Source organism: Pseudomonas sp. KU26590, assembly GCF_026153515.1.
GTDB lineage: Bacteria > Pseudomonadota > Gammaproteobacteria > Pseudomonadales > Pseudomonadaceae > Aquipseudomonas.
The window spans coordinates 5,547,067-5,564,180 of sequence record NZ_CP110644.1; the positions used below are offsets into that span (position 1 = coordinate 5,547,067).

Below are 17,114 nucleotides of genomic sequence, written 5' to 3' on the forward strand. Positions count from 1 at the left end.
GCTAAATCTGTAGGAGCGCGCTTGCCCGCGAAGACGGTATTTCAGTCGCTAGACGTGTAGCGGATGTACTGGCCTCTTCGCGGGCAAGCGCGCTCCTACAGGGGACCGCGTTCACTCGATCGTCCCCTCGCCCTGCGCGGGGACCATCAGAACATCTTCTGTAGGGACCCTGCCCCATGCGGCGAATCCTCGGCGCTTGCGCCCTGCTCTCTCTGCTGGCCGGCTGCGCCAGTGACGGCATCATCGACCCGCACGGTTACAACGCCACCGGCGGCGCCTCGTACTACGGCTCGCAACATCACGGTCAGCGCACCGCCAGCGGTGAACGCTTCGACGCCAATTCCCTGACCGCCGCGCACCGGCAACTGCCGTTCGGCACGCGCGTGCAAGTCACCAACCTGGACAACGACCGCAAGGTCATCGTCCGTATCAACGACCGCGGCCCGCACACCCGGGGGCGGCTGATTGATGTGTCACGTGCAGCCGCCGCGCAATTGGGTATGCTGCGCAGCGGAACCGCCCAAGTGCGGGTACAAGCCCTCGACGACTGACTGGTGCCCTGAATTCTCGCCCTAACGAATCTGCCCTTGCCCACGCTCATCGAGCTGGTCTGCGGCCTGCTGCTGATGATCATCGGCGCGCAAGTGTCGGTACGCGCCGCCGTGGCCCTTGCCGCCCTGCTCAAAACCCGCCCGCTGTTCCTCGGCCTGACCGTCGTCGCGCTAGGCAGCAGTGCGCCGCAACTGGCGGTCGGCTTGCAAGCGGCGTTCACAGACAGCACCGACATTGCGGTCGGCAGCGTCATTGGCAGCAATATTTTCAACGTGCTGGTCACCTTGGGGCTGTCCGCCCTGATCATCCCGCTCCGTGTAGCCCGGCAACTGGTGCGCGTGGATCTGCCTTTGATGATCGCTGCCACGGCCCTTGTCGCGGCGCTGGCGTGGAATGGCGAGCTGAGTGGGCTGGATGGCGTCGTGCTGTTGCTGGGCATGGCAGCATATCTGTTCGTCGTTGTGCGCCAGTTCGCCCACGGCGCGCGCCATGTGCCGAGAACAGACCTTGAGCCGCGCCGTCGCCTCTGGCCGTTGCTGGGGCGACTGGCACTGATGGCCTGCGGCCTGGCGCTGCTGACGTTGGGCAGCCACCTGCTGGTCAGCGCGGCCGTCTCGGTGGCGCTGGACCTTGGCCTGTCGGAACGGGTGATCGGCCTGACCGTGATCGCCGTCGCCACCTCGCTGCCCGCGCTGATGACGTCGCTGGTCGCGGCATTGCGCGGCGAGCGGGATATCGCAGTGGGCAACATCATCGGCAGTAACCTGTTCAACCTGCTGGGCGTGCTCGGCATCACGGCGCTGATCTCCACCGGGCCGTTGTCGATCTCGCCCAACGCGCTGGATTTCGATTTGCCGGTGATGCTGGGTGTCGCGGCGCTGTGCGTGCCGCTGTTCTATTCGGGGTATCGAATCACCCGGCTGGAGGGGCTGTTGCTGCTCGGGCTTTACGCGGTATACGGCCTGCACATCGTTTCGTTTACCACGGGCATGCCACTGGCCGAACGGCTGGAGCGTTTGATGATTCACTACGCACTGCCGGTGATTGCGCTATGTGTCGTCGTGGGTACGGTGCGGGCCTGGCGGCGTCAGCATTGAGCAACTGCGGATGAACCACGACCCACTGTAGGAGCCGGCTTGCTGGCGAAAGCGGTAGATCAGTGACGAGGATATCGCCTGATGCACCGGGTTCGCCAGCAAGCCGGCTCCTACGAGTTGCGATCCAGGCCGTGGAATATCGCCAGTGGGAAGGGCATGGCTTTATTGCCTAAATCCACCCGCCCCACTGCAGAATGAATATCCCGACATTGGTCGTGACCGCCGCCGCCAGGGTGGTCATGACGATAATCGACGCGGCCAGCTCGTGGTTGCCATTGGCGGCGCGGACCATAACGAAACTGGCCGATGCCGTCGGGGCGCCGAAGTACAGAAACAGAATCCCCAGCTCCGCGTGACGGAAGCCCAGCAGCCACGCACCCAGCGTGCAGATCAGCGGCAGCCAGACCATCTTCATCAGGCTCGCGCTGATCGCCACCGTGCCGCTCTCTCGCAACGACTTCAACGACAGCGTGCCGCCGATGCACATCAGCGCCAGCGGCAGGGTCATCTGCGCCAGGTAGCTGCCGGACGTGTCGAGCCACTTGGGGAGCGGAATCTGGAAGTAGGCGAACGGCGCTGCGATGACAATGCTGATGATCAGCGGATTGGCCATGACGCTCTTGGTGATGCTCCACGGGTCGGACTTGATGACCGGGCTGTAGACCGCCAGCACGACGGTGGAAAGGGTGTTGTAGAAAAGAATGACCAGCGCGGCGAGGATCGCACCGAGGGATATGCCGTAGTCGCCATACATGCTCGCGGCCAGGGCGAGGCCGATGACGCCGTTGTTGCCGCGAAACGCCCCTTGGGTGTAAGTGCCACGCTCGGCGAACGGCACGCGGTAGATGGCCCAGCCCCACGACAGCGCGAAACCCGCCAGCGTGGCGACGATGAAGTAGATCAGGACGCCCGGCTGAAACGCCGCGTGAAGGTCAGCGTGGATAATCCCCAGAAACAGCAGCGCCGGCATGGTGCAATTGAACACCAGCGAGGAGGCGGTGTGGATAAAGCTGTCGTCGATCCAGCCCACGCGCTTGAGCAACACGCCGAGGAACAGCATCGCGAAGACCGGGGCGGTGATGTTCAGGGTTTCCAGAAAGATTGCCAGCATGCACGCCAAACCCTGAGCCGTCGTTAGGTGGCTAATGATAGGCCAGCGGCGCGGGAAGTGTTACCGGCAATTCAGGTCATCGTACAACCGCAACGTTCGTCATTCAGATCGGAATGGCGGGGCACCACCAAACTGTAGGAGCGCGCTTGCCCGCGAATGCGTCGTGTCAGTCACCATCAATGTGTTTGAAATACCGAATTCGCGGGCAAGCGCGCTCCTACAGGGTATTGCGTCACGTCTGGTCGGCAGGTTGCAGCTTTTTCTCAAACACCGAAACCCCGTCCAGATCCCGCAGCGTCACGGTCATCTCCCCGCTCTGGCCGTCGATATTCACTTCACCAAAAAACTGAAACCCGGCGAACGGCGAGGTGTTCTGCGCCGGCGGAGCCTTCTGGAACACCAGCTCAGGCCCGAAGGTCTTGTCCAGGGTATTGGGCCCGAAACTGCCCGCGTTCAAAGGCCCGGCGACAAACTCCCAGAACGGGTCGAAATCCTGAAACACCGCCTGATCCGGGTGGTAGTGGTGAGCGGCGCAGTAATGCACATCGGCCGTCAGCCAGACGGTGTCGCGGACCTTCTGCTGGCGCAGGAAGCCCAGCAGTTCGGCGACTTCCAGTTCGCGGCCTTTGGGCGCGCCGTTGTCGGTGTTGGCGACGGCCTCCCAACGCATCACGCCAGGGCTGATTTCGCCATCGGGCACGCCAAGGCCGATGGGCATGTCGGCGGCAATGACCTTCCACTGGGCGCCGGACGCCTGCAGCTCGCGCTTGAGCCAGTCCAGTTGCTCACGGCCGAGAAACGCGGTGGTCGGCCCGGGCTTGTCGGCCAGATTGGCGTCGTTGCCGTCGCGATAGCTGCGCATGTCGAGCACGAACACGTCCAGCATCGGGCCGTAAGCGATCTTGCGATAGACCCGCCCGCCGTTGTCAGCGCTCTGCAGGCGCATAGGGGAGTATTCGAGAAACGCCTGACGCCCGCGTGCGGCCAAGACCTGGATGTCCTTGACCTTGTTGCGGTCGTCGAGCTGCTTGCTCGGTGACCAGTTATTGGTCACCTCGTGGTCGTCCCACTGCCAGATCTGCGGGACCTCGGCGTTGAAGCGCCGCAGGTTTTCGTCCATCAGGTTGTAGCGGTAGGCGCCGCGGTATTCGTCGAGGGTTTCCGCGACCTTGCTCTTCTCTTCGGTGGTGATGTTGCGCCAGACGCGCCCGCCTTCGGTAACCACTTCGGCGGGCACCGGGCCGTCGGCGTAGATGGTGTCGCCACTGTGGATGAAGAAGTCCGGCAAGCGCAGGCGCATGGCTTCATAGATGCGCATGCCGCCGATCTCGGGGTTGATGCCGAAGCCCTGGCCGACGGTGTCGCCGCTCCAGACGAAGCGGATGTTGCGGCGATTGACCGGCACGCTGCGCAGGTGGCCGAACCAGGGTTCGCTGGCGACGCCGGTTTGCGCGTCTTCGAAGAACACGCGGTAGAAGATGGCCTGATCCGCCGGCAGGCCGGTCAGTTCGACGCGCGCGGTGAAGTCAGTGCGTGGGTCGGCGAGCAGCGACACCGTGCGGCGCGGGTTGCTGAACATGCTGCGGGTGTCCCATTCCACCACCATTCGCGCGGGCCGGTCGCTGCGACTCCAGACCATGGCGCGATCGCCCAGCACGTCGCCGGACTGCACGCCGTCGGTCATCTTCGGGCGGTCCTTGACCGAGGCGATGACCGCCGGCGCAAGCCCCGGCAACAACAATCCGGCGCCAGCGGCCTGGATGATACGGCGGCGAGTCAGGTCGAACCGGGACATGTTTATCCTCCTCAAGCGAATGCCAAAGAGAGGAAGCTAGCAGCGGATTGTTTGCGGGAGATGACAGGGAACTAGACGGCGGGCTTAACGCAAACCTGTAGGAGCGCGCTTGCTCGCGATAGAGGTTGGTACATCCGACGCATCTTCAGCGGCTGGGATATTGCAATCGCGGGCAAGCGCGCTCCTACAACTGATCGTGTTCGGCAAATGGTTGTCCGCCGATCACAATGTGCGCGTTCGGCGAATAATTCTGCGCCAAACGCGGTCCCTGTAGGAGCGCGCTTGCCCGCGAAGGCGCCAGTACAATCAGCGACGACTATGCGCCGGCCGGCACCGCATCAAGCTCTGCCGTTTCAGGCCGTTTCAGCAACGCGTAGAGCACGCCGGTCAAGACGCTGCCCGCCACTATCGCCAGCAAATACAGCAGCGCATGGTTGATCGCGTTAGGGATGAGCAGCACGAACAAACCACCGTGGGGCGCCATCAGTTTGCAGCCGAAGAACATCGACAGCGCACCGGTCAGCGCGCCGCCCGCGATGCTCGCCGGAATCACCCGCAGCGGGTCTTTCGCCGCAAACGGAATCGCGCCTTCGGAGATGAAGCACAGCCCCAACACGAAGGCCGCCTTGCCCGCCTCACGCTCGCTCTGGGCGAATTTGCGCCGGGCGATCAATGCAGCGATCCCCATCCCGATCGGAGGCACCATGCCCGCGGCCATCGTTGCCGCCATCGGCGCGCCGCTGCTGGAGGCCAGCAACCCCACGGAAAACGCATACGACGCCTTGTTGATCGGCCCACCCAGGTCGACGCACATCATCGCGCCCAGCAGCACGCCCAGCAGCACCGCGTTGGCAGTGCCCATGGTGTCGAGGAAGTGCGTGAGCCCTTCGAGCATGCCAGCGACCGGCTTGCCCACCACGTAAATCATCACCAGACCGGTGAACAGGCTCGCCAGCAGCGGAATGATCAGAATCGGCTTCAGCGCTTCGACACTGGCCGGCAGCTTCGCGTAGCGATTCACCGCCCACGCGCTGTAGCCCGCAAGAAACCCGGCGATGATCCCGCCAATGAACCCGGCGCCCAAGGTGCTCGCCAGCAGACCACCGATCATCCCCGGCGCAAGGCCCGGACGGTCGGCAATGGAATACGCGATGTAACCGGCCAGCAACGGCACCATCAACTGGAACGCTGCGCCCGCGCCGATCTGTTTCAGCGCGGCCGCCAGCGTCCCCGGTTCCTCTGCCGCGTGAATGCCGAACACGAACGACAGCGCGATCAGCAAACCGCCCGCCACCACCATCGGCAGCATGAACGACACGCCGGTGAGCAGGTGTTTGTAGACGCCGGTCTTCTCCTTTTTGGAGGACGCCTTGGATGTCGAAGCTGTGGACTCGACCTCCGCCTCCGCCAGCGCTTTTTTCAGCGTCGCTTCAGCTTGCTTGAGCGCAATACCGGTACCGCAGCGATAGATGCGCTTGCCGGCGAAACGCTCGGTGGCGACTTCGATATCACACGCCAGCAGCACCACATCGGCGTCGGCAATGGCCTGGGCGCTGAGGGGATTACGCGCACCGACCGAACCCTGGGTTTCCACCTGCAGGTCATAGCCGAGCTTTTTCGCCGCCTGCTGAATCGCCTCGGCGGCCATAAAGGTGTGGGCGACGCCGGTCGGGCACGCTGTCACCGCCACCAGGCGCGGCTGGGCGCTGGAAGTAGCAGACGGGGCGGAAGTCGCGGTGTGCTCGGTCGCCAGCGCCGCTGCTGAACGCAGAAAGCCATCGGCGTCCTGCAACGCCTGCGCGGGCGTGGCCTGATACAAACGCTTGCCGGAGAAACGCGCCAGGTCCAGCGCGCCGGTGTTGACCACCAGCACCCAGTCCGCCGCTTCAATGTCGCCCGGGGACAGCTGCTTCTCCGGATGCCGCGGATCGTGGATCTCGACGCTGGTGCTCCAACCCTGACGCTGGGCCGCCGCATCCAGCAGACGGGCACTGAGGACGCTGCTGATTTTGCCGTTCGGACAGGCCGTAACGATGGCTAACTTCATCACACTTCCTCTCTTGTTATGCCGTCAGGACGCGGACATTGACGCCGCTTTCCAGACGTTTCAATTGCGCCGGATCATTGATCCCGAAGCCGATCTGAGTGACAGCCATGGCCGCGATGGCCGTGGCAGTCCGCAAGGTTTGCTCGGGCTTGTGCCCGCAGAGCAAGCCGTGAACCATCCCGGCCAGCAGCGAATCCCCCGCGCCGACGGTGCTGGCGACGGTGACCTTGGGCGGCAGCGCCTGCAATGCCACATTGCTGCTGAACCAGTGAACGCCTTCCGAGCCCTGGGAAATCACCACATGCTCGATGCCGCGCTGGCGCAGGTCGGCTGCGGCCTCTGCTTGAGCGGCGATGGAAATGATCGGCGCATCGAGGGCGTCGGCCAGTTCTTCGGTGTTGGGTTTGATCATCCACGGCGACGCTTCCAGCCCGGCGCGCAAGGCTTCGCCGCTGGTGTCCAGTGCCACTTTCAGGCCCATGGCGTTGAGGCGCAGCAACAGGGTTTTCAGCCATTGGGCGCTGACGCCACGGGGCAGACTGCCGGCCACGACCACTGCATCAAACCCCGATGCGATCTGCTCAACCCGAGCGGCCAGCGCCTGTTGCGCCTGCGCGCTGACTTCCGGACCTGGACCGTTGAGGTCGGTGATGCGCCCGCTGCTTTCGGCCAGCTTGATGTTGCTGCGCGTCTCGCCCGGCACTCGGACGAACTCATCGACGAAGCCGCGCTTGGCGAACAGGGTTTCGAACGGTTGCTGGTTGTCGACGCCGAGAAAGCCGGCAACGGTCAGCTCGTGCCCCAGGTCAGCCAGCACCTGAGCGACGTTGATGCCTTTGCCCGCCGCGTGGCTGAGCATGGCGTCGCTGCGGTTGACCTGGCCGATCTGCAACGGGCCCAACTGCACGGTCAGGTCCAGCGCCGGGTTCATGGTCAATGTCAGAATTTTCGCCATTACAGCCCCTCCACGAGGGCACGCACGTCCGCCGCGCTGCCAACGGCCAGGGCCGCCTGCGCAAGTTTCCGGGCTTCTATCAGATTCAATTCACGGACGCAGGCTTTGACTTCGCCGATGCTCCGCGCCGAGACGCTCAATTCATCCACACCCAGACCGACCAGCACCGGCACGGCCAGCGGATCGGCGGCCAATTCGCCACAGACGCCCACCCATTTGCCATTGGCATGGGCGGCACGAACAGTGATGTCGATCAGCTGCAACACCGCCGGGTGCAGGCCATCGGCCTGGGCGGAGAGGGTCGGGTGACCGCGATCGATCGCCATCGTGTACTGGGTCAGGTCGTTGGTGCCGACGCTGAAGAAGTCCACTTCCTTGGCCAGCACCGGCGCCAGCAAAGCCGCCGACGGCACCTCGATCATGATGCCCAGCTGCAGGTCCGCAACCGGGATCTCCAGACGCAGACGCTCGGTCATGTCCCGGGCCTGACGCCATTCCTCAACGGTGCCCACCATCGGGAACATGATGCGCAGCGGGCGATTGTCCGCCGCACGCAGCAACGCGCGCAGCTGGCTTTCCATGATGTCCGGGCGCTGCAAGGTCAGGCGAATGCCGCGCACGCCGAGGAACGGGTTGTCCTCTTTATCGATGGGCCAGTACGGCAGCGGTTTGTCGCCGCCGACGTCCAGGGTGCGAACCACCAGCGGGCGGCCGCCGAGGTCATTGAGCACGCGCCGGTACTCGGCTTCCTGGGTCGCTTCATCGGGCGCGGAACTGTGCGCCATGAACAGCAATTCGGTGCGCAGCAGGCCAATCCCTTCGGCGCCCTGCTCCACGGCTGCCGGCGTACCGGCGCTGTCACCGATGTTGGCGAAGACCTCAACGGCGTGGCCGTCTTGGGTAATCGCCGGCTCCATGCGCAGGGCCGCGGCAGCCTTGAGGCGTTGCTCGCGGGTGTCGCGGTCCTGCAAGGCGCGCTGCAGAGTCGCTTCGTCCGGCGCGACGTCGAGACGCCCGCGCTGGCCGTCTATCAACAACTGAGTGCCGGATTTGATCAGCAACACCGCATCGCCGGCACCGACCAGCGCCGGGATGCCCAAAGCTCGCGCAACGATGGCGCTGTGGGCCGTGGCGCCGCCGCGGGCGGTCAGGATACCGGCGACACGGACAGGGTCCAGACGCGCAACGTCCGACGGACCGACTTCGTCCATCACCAGAATGTACGGTTCTTCGGGCTCAACCAGGTCTTCGACGCCACAGATCTGCGCCAATACGCGGCGACCGACATCCCGCAAGTCAGCGGCACGTTCGGCCAGCAGCGCATCTTTCAGCTGTTCCTGCTGACGCGCGGCGGCTTCGATCACGTTCATCCACGCCGCAGCGGCGCTTTCTCCTTGCTTCAAGCGCTGCGCCACTTCGTCGACCAGTTCGGGGTCGGCGAGCATTTCCTGGTGGGTGACGAAGATCTCGCGAATGGCCTTCGCCGTGCTGCGTTGAATCAATTGCTCGATGTCGACGCGCACCTGCGCCAGGGCGCTGTGCAGGCGTTCGTGTTCGACGCTTTGCGATTCGCCCTTCGCCGGGTAATCGAACACCGGCAGAACATGCACGTGGGCCGGGCCGAAAGCGATGCCAGGCGCGGCAGGAACGGCTTGAATCTGTGAGCCCGGCGCGGGCGCGCTGAGGGTTTTTTCCACAACTGCCGGTGCGGGTGCGGCTTCGGTGTGGGTCGGCAACGGCTGGATTTCTTCGCCCAAGCCTTCGAGTACCGCGGCGATCAATGCAGGCAAGGCGTCGGCAGCAATCGTCGGCTCGGCAATGAACTCAAGGGACTGACCGCGCTGCACGCCGAGGCTCAGCAGTTTGCTCAGGCTCTTGGCGGACACCGGATTCTCGCTGCCGTCGACGATGCGCACGCGGATATCGCCGTCGAAGCCTTTGGCCAACTGCGCGAGGATTTTCGCCGGGCGCGCATGCAGGCCGTGGGCATTGGCCAGGGTCACGCGCTCGCTCGGCCAGTCCGGCGGCACTTCGCCGCCCAATGCCTGAAGCACGGCGCGGCTGCTGGTAGCTTCACCCAGTACGTGGCCGCGACCTTCGATCAGCAACGCGCAAAGACGTTCGAGCAACGCCTGGTGGGACTCACCCAGGCTGGCCAGGCAGAACAGGCCGGTCAGCGACTGACCCAGATGCCGCATGGGTTTGTCCGGGGTGACGAATGCCAGACCGGGCTTGTTGACCATTTGCTCGCTGTGCAACCACCAGAGGCCTTCGCCCAACGGCAACGGCTCGACCTGCTGCAGCACCGCCGCGAAACCGTTATTCACGCACTCGGCCTTGCGCAGCAGACGGGCGCCGCGCCACACCAGTTCTTCGAAATCATCGACCATGACGCCCAGGCTGATCATCTGCGCGTCGAGGGCCAGTTCTTGTGGCGCACCCTGCAGCAACTTGAGCAGCGACTCGGGGTCCTTCGCCTGACGCAGCGCTTCGCCCAGGTCGTTCTCACCGAGGGCGCGGGTCAGCAACTGAAGCAAACGCAGGTGTTCGTCGGACTTGGCGGCGATACCGATGGCCAGATAGACCATCTGCCCGTCGCCCCAGTCCACGCCTTCGGGGAATTGCATCAGGCGCACGCCGGTGGCAAACACTTGGTCGCGGGTCTGTGGCGTGCCGTGGGGAATGGCGATGCCCTGGCCCAGAAAGGTCGAGCCTTGTTGCTCGCGCGCCTGCAAGCCTGCAAGGTAGCCGGCAGCCACCAGGCCATCAGCGACGAGCAAGTCAGCCAGCAGTTGCAACGCAGCGGGCTTGTCCACCGCCGACTGGTCCATGGAAATTTGCTCTATGGTCAGCTCGAGCATTGCGTTCTCCTGTGCTGCGCGGGGTCGCGCCAGATTCTTGTTGTAGGACCGGTCGTAAACGCCGATGACTTACGGTTTGCGAATATTGGATGCGAAAAATCGCATTCGTGCTCCCGTTCAGCGCTGCTATTGGGCAAAAGGCGCCATAAACAGGCCTGCTGAATCGTTTAATCTGAAGTGTCGCGCACGTTACTTGATAATCCCGGCGGTTTGAAGCTCATCCGGTCGAATCGCGTAGGAAACATCCCGCGCGGTTCAATGCTTCCTACGAGGCGACGGTCTGCTGTCATGATGGCTGTTAATCGGTGAAAATCCCTGCCACGGTAGTTCAGCTCCCACTTCTGCTTCTCATCACGAAAGGATGCCCGGCTTGAAACTCAGTGATATTGCGCGTCTGGCCGGTGTTTCTGTGACCACGGCCAGCTACGTGATCAACGGAAAGGCCGAACAGCAACGCATCAGCAGTGCAACGGTCGAGCGCGTGCGCGCGGTGGTCGACGCCCACGGCTTCCGGCCCAACCCGCAGGCGGCCGGGCTGCGCAGTCGGCATACCCGAACCCTCGGCTTCATCCTGCCCGACCTGGAAAACCCGAGTTACGCGCGCATCGCCAAGCAACTGGAACAGGGCGCGCGCGCTCGCGGTTACCAATTGCTGATCGCCAGTTCAGACGACGATCCCATCAGCGAGTTGCAGTTGTTGCAGCTGTTTCGTGCACGACGCTGCGATGCGCTGTTCGTCGCCAGTTGTCTGCCAGCAAGCGATGACAGCTACCGCGCGCTGCAGCAGCAAGGGGTTCCGATCATCGCCATCGACCGGGAGATGGACCCAGCGTACTTCTGCTCGGTGGTCAGCGATGACCACGACGCCAGCCAGCAACTGACCCGCAGCCTGCTGGAGATCAAGCCCCGCCACATCGCCCTGATCGGCGCGCGGCCGGAGCTGAGCGTCAGTAAGGCCCGGGCCAGCGGATTTGAAGACGCGCTGGAGGGTTTCGAAGGCTCGGTGATCATCGAACACGGCGACGCGTTCAGCCGTGACTGTGGCCAGCAACTGGCCAGCGGCATGTTTGATCGCCTGGGGTATTTCCCCGACGCGCTGATCACAACGTCCTACGTTCTGCTGCAAGGGGTGTTCGACCTGCTGCACCAGCGCCGCCTGAACCCGGATCAGCTTCATCTGGGGACATTCGGTGACACACAGCTGCTGGATTTCCTGCCACTGCCAGTCAATGCCATGGCGCAGCAGCACCACCTGATCGCTGAAAAAGCCCTCGCGCTGGCGTTGTCGGCCATTGAGCAGGATCAGTACGAACCGGGCGTGCATGCCATCGTGCGGACATTCAAACAGCGGATTCACGAGGCGTAAGCAACGTGCGACTGATCGACACCCACACGCACCTGGACTTCGACGATTTCGACGCCGACCGTGACGACGTCCTCGCCAACAGCCGGCAGCTGGGTGTCGAGCGCATCGTGGTGTTGGGCGTCTATCAGCGCAATCTGCAACGGGTGTGGGATCTGGCGCTTAGCGAACCTTCGGTGTACGCCGCGCTGGGCTTACATCCGGTCTTCCTTGAAGAGCACCAGCCCGAGCATGTGCAACAACTGCGCGACTGGCTGACGCGTCTGGCCGGGCATCCGAAGCTGTGCGCCGTGGGCGAGATCGGTCTGGATTACTACATCGAAACGCTGGACCGCCCGCGGCAACAGACCTTGCTCGACCAGCAGCTGCAAATGGCAGCGGACTTCAACCTCCCTGCCCTGCTCCACGTGCGCCGCAGCCATGCCGACACCATTGCCGCGCTCAAGCGTTTCAAGCTCAAGCGCTGTGGCATTGTTCACGCCTTCGCCGGCAGCCGCGAGGAAGCGCGGGAATACATCAAGCTGGGTTACAAGCTGGGGCTGGGCGGTGCGGCGACCTGGCCGCAAGCCTTGCGCATGCATCGGGTGATCGCCGGTCTGCCGTTGGAGAGCGTCGTGCTGGAAACCGATTCCCCGGACATGGCACCCGCGATGTTTCCCGGCATGCGCAACAGCCCCGAGCATCTTCCCGATATCTGCACGGCCATTGCCGAGCTGATGAAGATCCCTGCCGACACACTGGCCGCAGCAAGCACCGCCAACGCCTGCGAGGTATTTGACTGGGGCTGAACCTGTCGCCGATTTCATGTTGTAAGAAGAAATTTCAAAGACTTAGCGTGGTCCCTTGGGTAACTCTCTCGGTAACTAAGGAAACCCGTTAATGAAATTCTCGAAGTTCGCGCAGGCCTTGTCGCAGTGGTCCGGCAGCCCACGAACCTTCCTCGTGGCGATTGCGCTGATCTGTGTGTGGGCTGTGACCGGGCCGTTATTCCATTACAACGACACCTGGCAGCTGATCATCAACACGTCCACCACCATCATCACTTTTCTGATGGTATTTCTGATCCAGAACACCCAGAACCGCGACACCGATCAGATGCACATCAAGATCGACGAGCTGCTGCGCGTGACCAAAGACGCCCAGAACGCTGTGCTGAGCCTGGACAACCTCGATCAGAAGGAATTGCACGCGCTGCGCAAGAAGTACAAGGCGATGGGCGAAGGCGTGGAGTTTGATCACACCGAAGCGTTTCCGGAGCCGGAACCTGAGGCGAGCGAGGAGAAAGGAGAGTGGGTGGCGGGCCGCTGATACGTCAGGGGTTCACAGATTTGTGGGAGCGACCGGGGCGGCGCTCCACCTTGCTCGCGAATGGGTAGGGCAGCAATTTTTGTATTGTCTGGAGTGATGCGTTCGCCAGCAAGCCGGCCCCTACAGTGGGTGTGCGTCAAACCTCACGTCTGGATTGTGTGCAAATCCGTAGGAGCCGGCTCGCTGGCGGAGGCGGTGGGTCAGCAACGGTAGTGTTGTCTGATCTGACGCATTCGCGGGCAAGCGCGCTCCTACAGTGGGTCGGCGTCAAATCACAGGTCTGGGCTGTATGCAAATCCGTAGGAGCCGGCTTGCTGGCGAAGGCGGCGGGTCAGCAACGGTAGTGTTGTCTGATCTGACGCATTCGCGGGCAAGCGCGCTCCTACAGGGGGGCGGCGTCAAATCACAGGTCTGGGCTGTGTGCAAATCCGTAGGAGCCGGCTTGCTGGCGAAGGCGGCGGGTCAGCAACGGTAGTGTTGTCTGATCTGACGCATTCGCGGGCAAGCGCGCTCCTACAGTGGGTCGGCGTCAAATCACAGGTCTGGGCTGTGTGCAAATCCGTGGGAGCCGGCTTGCTGGCGAAGGCGGTGGGTCAGCAACGGTAGTGTTGTCTGATCTGACGCATTCGCGGGCAAGCGCGCTCCTACAGTGGGTCGGCGTCAAATCACAGGTCTGGGCTGTGTGCAAATCCGTAGGAGCCGGCTTGCTGGCGAAGGCGGCGGGTCAGCAACGGCAGTGTTGTCTGATCTGACGCATTCGCGGGCAAGCGCGCTCCTACAGTGGGTCGGGGTCAAATCACAGGTCTGGGCTGTGTGCAAATCCGTAGGAGCCGGCTTGCTGGCGAAGGCGGTGGGTCGGCAACGACAGTGTTGTCTGATCTGACGCATTCGCGGGCAAGCGCGCTCCTACAGTGGGTCGGCGTCAAATCACAGGTCTGGGCTGTGTGCAAATCCGTAGGAGCCGGCTTGCTGGCGACGGCGGCGGGTCAGCAACGACAGTGTTGTCTGACCTTGTGCGTTCGCCAGCAAGCCGGCTCCCACGGAGTTGTAGCGCGGATTGCTCAGGTAATCGGCGCCGGGTTGAACAGGGTGATGTCGTTGTGCAGACGATAGTGCTCGGTCCAAGTCTTTTTCTTGCCGCTGGCGACGTCGAGATAAAAGTGGAACAGCTCCCAACCCAGGTCCTCGATGCTCGCGCGCCCGGTCGCAATGCGCCCGGCATCGATGTCGATCAGGTCCGGCCAGCGTTGGGCCAGCTCGGTGCGGGTCGACACTTTCACCACCGGTGACATCGCCAGACCATACGGCGTACCGCGTCCGGTGGTGAACACGTGCAGGTTCATCCCGGCCGCCAGTTGCAGCGTCCCGCAGACGAAGTCGCTCGCCGGCGTTGCGCAGAAGATCAGGCCTTTGCGCGTCACGCGTTCGCCAGGGCCAAGCACCCCGTTGATCGCGCTGCTGCCGGACTTGACGATTGATCCCAGCGATTTCTCGACGATGTTCGACAGCCCGCCCTTCTTGTTCCCCGGCGTGGTGTTGGCGCTGCGGTCCGCTTCGCCCTTGGCCAGGTAACGGTCATACCAGTCCATTTCACGAACCAGTCCTTCAGCGACTTCCATGTTTTCGGCACGGGAGGTCAGCAGGTAGATCGCGTCACGCACTTCGGTCACTTCCGAGAACATCACGGTCGCACCTGCGCGCAGCAGCAGGTCCGAGGCATAACCCAGTGCCGGGTTGGCGGTGATGCCGGAAAACGCATCGCTGCCGCCGCACTGCATGCCCAGAATCAACTCAGAGGCCGGCACGGTTTCGCGACGACGCTGATCGAGCTTCTTCAAACGCGTTTCGGCCAATTCCATGATCTGTTCGATCATTTCGTTGAAGCCGTGTTTGGAATCCTGCAGGCGATAGAGCCAGGGCTCGCTCAGATCAACCGAGGCGTCGTCGGCGTGCATGACCTGATCGGCCTGCAACTTCTCGCAGCCCAGGCTGATCACCAGCGCCTCGCCACCCAGGTTCGGGTTGCGCGCCAGATTGCGCACGGTGCGAATCGGGATGTACGCGTCCTTGGCGGTGATGGCAACGCCGCAGCCGTAGCTGTGGGTCAGCGCCACCACGTCATCGACGTTCGGGTATTTGGGCAGCAGCTCTTCGCGGATGCGCTTGACGGCGAAATCCAGAACGCCGGTAACGCACTGCACCGTCGTGGTAATGCCCAGGATATTGCGCGTGCCGACGGTGCCATCGGCGTTGCGATAGCCCTCGAAGGTAAAGCCTTCCAGCGGCTCACCGCGGACCGGCACGGCGTCGGACATCGGCAGACTGTCCAGCGCTGGCGCTGATGGCATGCGCAGCTGATCTTCCTTGACCCAACTGCCCTTCGGAATTGGCTGCAGCGCATAGCCGATGGTGTGGCCGTAACGAATGATCGGCTCCCCTTCGGCAATGTCCACGGTATTCACCTTGTGGCTCTGCGGCACATTGTCGACGGTCACCAGACCGTTATCGAATTCAGTCCCCGCCGGAACGCCCTGGTCATTGACCACGACGACGACGTTATCAAGCGCATGCAAGCGAATGTAACGCGGCGAGTCGGCATGCTGGATCAAGTTCATCACGGTTTTTCCTCAGAGTTTCGCTTGAGAAAGCTCGGCTTCATTGGCCGGCAAGGCACCCTTCGTTGGGGTTTCCTTGAGTTCTACACGTTTGATTTCACCGACGATGAAGATGTAGCTGATCACCGCCACCAGCGCGTTGGCGCCGACGAACACCAGAGCCCATTTGAACGAACCGGTGGTGCTGATGATGTAGCCGATGACGATCGGGGTGGTGATGGAAGCGATGTTACCGAACATGTTGAACAGACCGCCGCTCAAACCGGCGATTTGTTTCGGGGATGCGTCGGACATGACCGCCCAACCCAGTGCGCCCACGCCCTTGCCGAAGAAGGCCAGGGCCATGAAGCCCACGACGACCCATTCGATGTCGACGTAGTTGCAGGTCACAATCGAAGTCGACAGCAGCAAGCCACCGATGATGGGCGCCTTGCGTGCGAAGGTCAGCGAGTGGCCTTTGCGCAGCAGGTAGTCGGAGATGATCCCGCCCAGCACGCCGCCGATGAACCCACAGATGGCCGGCAGTGAGGCAATGAAGCCCGCCTTGAGGATGGTCATGCCGCGTTCTTGAACCAGGTAGACCGGGAACCAGGTCAGGAAGAAGTAGGTGATGCCGTTGATGCAGTATTGAGCCAGGTAAATGCCCAGCATCATGCGATTGGTCAGCAGTTGCTTGACGTAGTCCCATTTCGGACCGCTGGCCGAGCCTTTGCCCTTGTCCTGATCCATGTCGACCATGCCGCCGTTGTTGGCGATGTGATCGAATTCTTCCTTGTTGATTTTCGGGTGATTGCGCGGGCTGTGGATCACTTTCAGCCAGATCAGCGAGAACACGATGCCAATGCTGCCCATCACGAGGAACACGTGCTGCCAGCCGAAGGTGTAGACGATCCAGCCCATGATCGGGGCGAACAGCACGGTCGCGAAGTACTGCGCCGAGTTGAAGATCGCAGAAGCAGTGCCGCGTTCGGAAGTTGGGAACCAGGCCGCCACGATACGGGCGTTGCCGGGGAAGGACGGTGCTTCGGCGAGACCGACCATGAAGCGCAGGGCGAACAGCAGGAAGATGGCGGTCGAAAGACCGAATTCACCGACGTAGCCTTGCAGCACGGTGAACAGCGACCAGGTGAAGATGCTCATTGCGTAGACTTTCTTGGAGCCGTAACGGTCCAGAAGCCAGCCGCCGGGGATCTGGCCAGCGACGTACGCCCAACCAAATGCGGAGAAGATAAAACCGAGGGTGACGGCGTCGATGCCGAGGCTTTTTTGCAGGCTGGAGCCCGCGATGGCGATGGTCGCACGATCGGCATAGTTGATCGTGGTCACCAGAAACAGCATGAGCAAGATCAAATAGCGGACGTGAGTCGGCTTGGTTTTCTGCATGTTCGAAACTCCCACTAATTATTTTTT

At 62.7% G+C, this 17,114-nt stretch carries 12 protein-coding genes; 5 read left to right on the top strand and 7 right to left on the bottom strand.

The features are described 5' to 3' along the window. Positions 1-176: 176 nt before the first annotated feature. Both OKW98_RS24690 and OKW98_RS24695 read left to right on the top strand, forming a co-directional pair. Positions 177-551 (top strand): septal ring lytic transglycosylase RlpA family protein, encoded by a 375-nt coding sequence (locus tag OKW98_RS24690; RefSeq protein ID WP_265387060.1) that lies wholly within the window; start codon positions 177-179, stop codon positions 549-551. 75 nt (positions 552-626) lie between these two features. Beyond that, positions 627-1,649, top strand: coding sequence for a calcium/sodium antiporter (locus OKW98_RS24695; RefSeq protein ID WP_265389829.1), 1,023 nt, complete (start codon positions 627-629; stop codon positions 1,647-1,649). Positions 1,650-1,818: 169 nt separating this feature from the next. On the opposite strand, the gene OKW98_RS24700 is transcribed toward OKW98_RS24695, so the two are convergent. From OKW98_RS24700 to ptsP, 5 genes are all read right to left on the bottom strand, one after another. After that, the gene (locus tag OKW98_RS24700; protein ID WP_265387061.1) at positions 1,819-2,760 is read right to left on the bottom strand and encodes an AEC family transporter; all 942 of its coding nucleotides are present in this window, start codon (positions 2,758-2,760) and stop codon (positions 1,819-1,821) included. 232 nt (positions 2,761-2,992) lie between these two features. After that, positions 2,993-4,555, bottom strand: a complete 1,563-nt coding sequence (locus tag OKW98_RS24705; RefSeq protein ID WP_265387062.1) for an alkaline phosphatase D family protein — start codon at positions 4,553-4,555, stop codon at positions 2,993-2,995. A gap of 316 nt (positions 4,556-4,871) precedes the next feature. Continuing rightward, on the bottom strand, positions 4,872-6,602 hold the full coding sequence (locus tag OKW98_RS24710; RefSeq protein WP_265387063.1) for a PTS fructose-like transporter subunit IIB: 1,731 nt from the start codon (positions 6,600-6,602) through the stop codon (positions 4,872-4,874). Positions 6,603-6,618: 16 nt separating this feature from the next. After that, positions 6,619-7,557 carry a 1-phosphofructokinase gene (gene pfkB, locus OKW98_RS24715; protein WP_265387064.1) on the bottom strand — a complete coding sequence of 313 codons (939 nt, stop codon included), beginning with the start codon at positions 7,555-7,557 and terminating at the stop codon, positions 6,619-6,621. Further along, positions 7,557-10,418, bottom strand: a complete 2,862-nt coding sequence (ptsP, locus tag OKW98_RS24720; protein WP_265387065.1) for a phosphoenolpyruvate--protein phosphotransferase — start codon at positions 10,416-10,418, stop codon at positions 7,557-7,559. The genes pfkB and ptsP overlap by 1 nt, the downstream gene beginning before the upstream one ends. 370 nt (positions 10,419-10,788) lie before the next feature. On the opposite strand from ptsP, the gene cra reads away from it, so the two are divergent. The 3 genes from cra to OKW98_RS24735 all read left to right on the top strand — a co-directional run bounded on the left by cra (position 10,789) and on the right by OKW98_RS24735 (position 13,089). Beyond that, positions 10,789-11,784 carry a catabolite repressor/activator gene (gene cra / locus OKW98_RS24725; RefSeq protein ID WP_265387066.1) on the top strand — a complete coding sequence of 332 codons (996 nt, stop codon included), beginning with the start codon at positions 10,789-10,791 and terminating at the stop codon, positions 11,782-11,784. 5 nt (positions 11,785-11,789) lie between these two features. After that, positions 11,790-12,569 carry a TatD family hydrolase gene (locus tag OKW98_RS24730; RefSeq protein ID WP_265387067.1) on the top strand — a complete coding sequence of 260 codons (780 nt, stop codon included), beginning with the start codon at positions 11,790-11,792 and terminating at the stop codon, positions 12,567-12,569. Between the two features lie 91 nt (positions 12,570-12,660). Then, the gene (locus tag OKW98_RS24735; protein WP_265387068.1) at positions 12,661-13,089 is read left to right on the top strand and encodes a low affinity iron permease family protein; all 429 of its coding nucleotides are present in this window, start codon (positions 12,661-12,663) and stop codon (positions 13,087-13,089) included. A 1,061-nt stretch (positions 13,090-14,150) separates the two neighbouring features. Here the strand turns inward: OKW98_RS24735 and garD are convergent. Next, positions 14,151-15,704 (bottom strand): galactarate dehydratase, encoded by a 1,554-nt coding sequence (gene garD, locus OKW98_RS24740; protein ID WP_237254212.1) that lies wholly within the window; start codon positions 15,702-15,704, stop codon positions 14,151-14,153. A 12-nt stretch (positions 15,705-15,716) separates the two neighbouring features. Next, on the bottom strand, positions 15,717-17,087 hold the full coding sequence (locus OKW98_RS24745) for an MFS transporter (RefSeq protein ID WP_265387069.1): 1,371 nt from the start codon (positions 17,085-17,087) through the stop codon (positions 15,717-15,719). Positions 17,088-17,114: the final 27 nt, after the last annotated feature.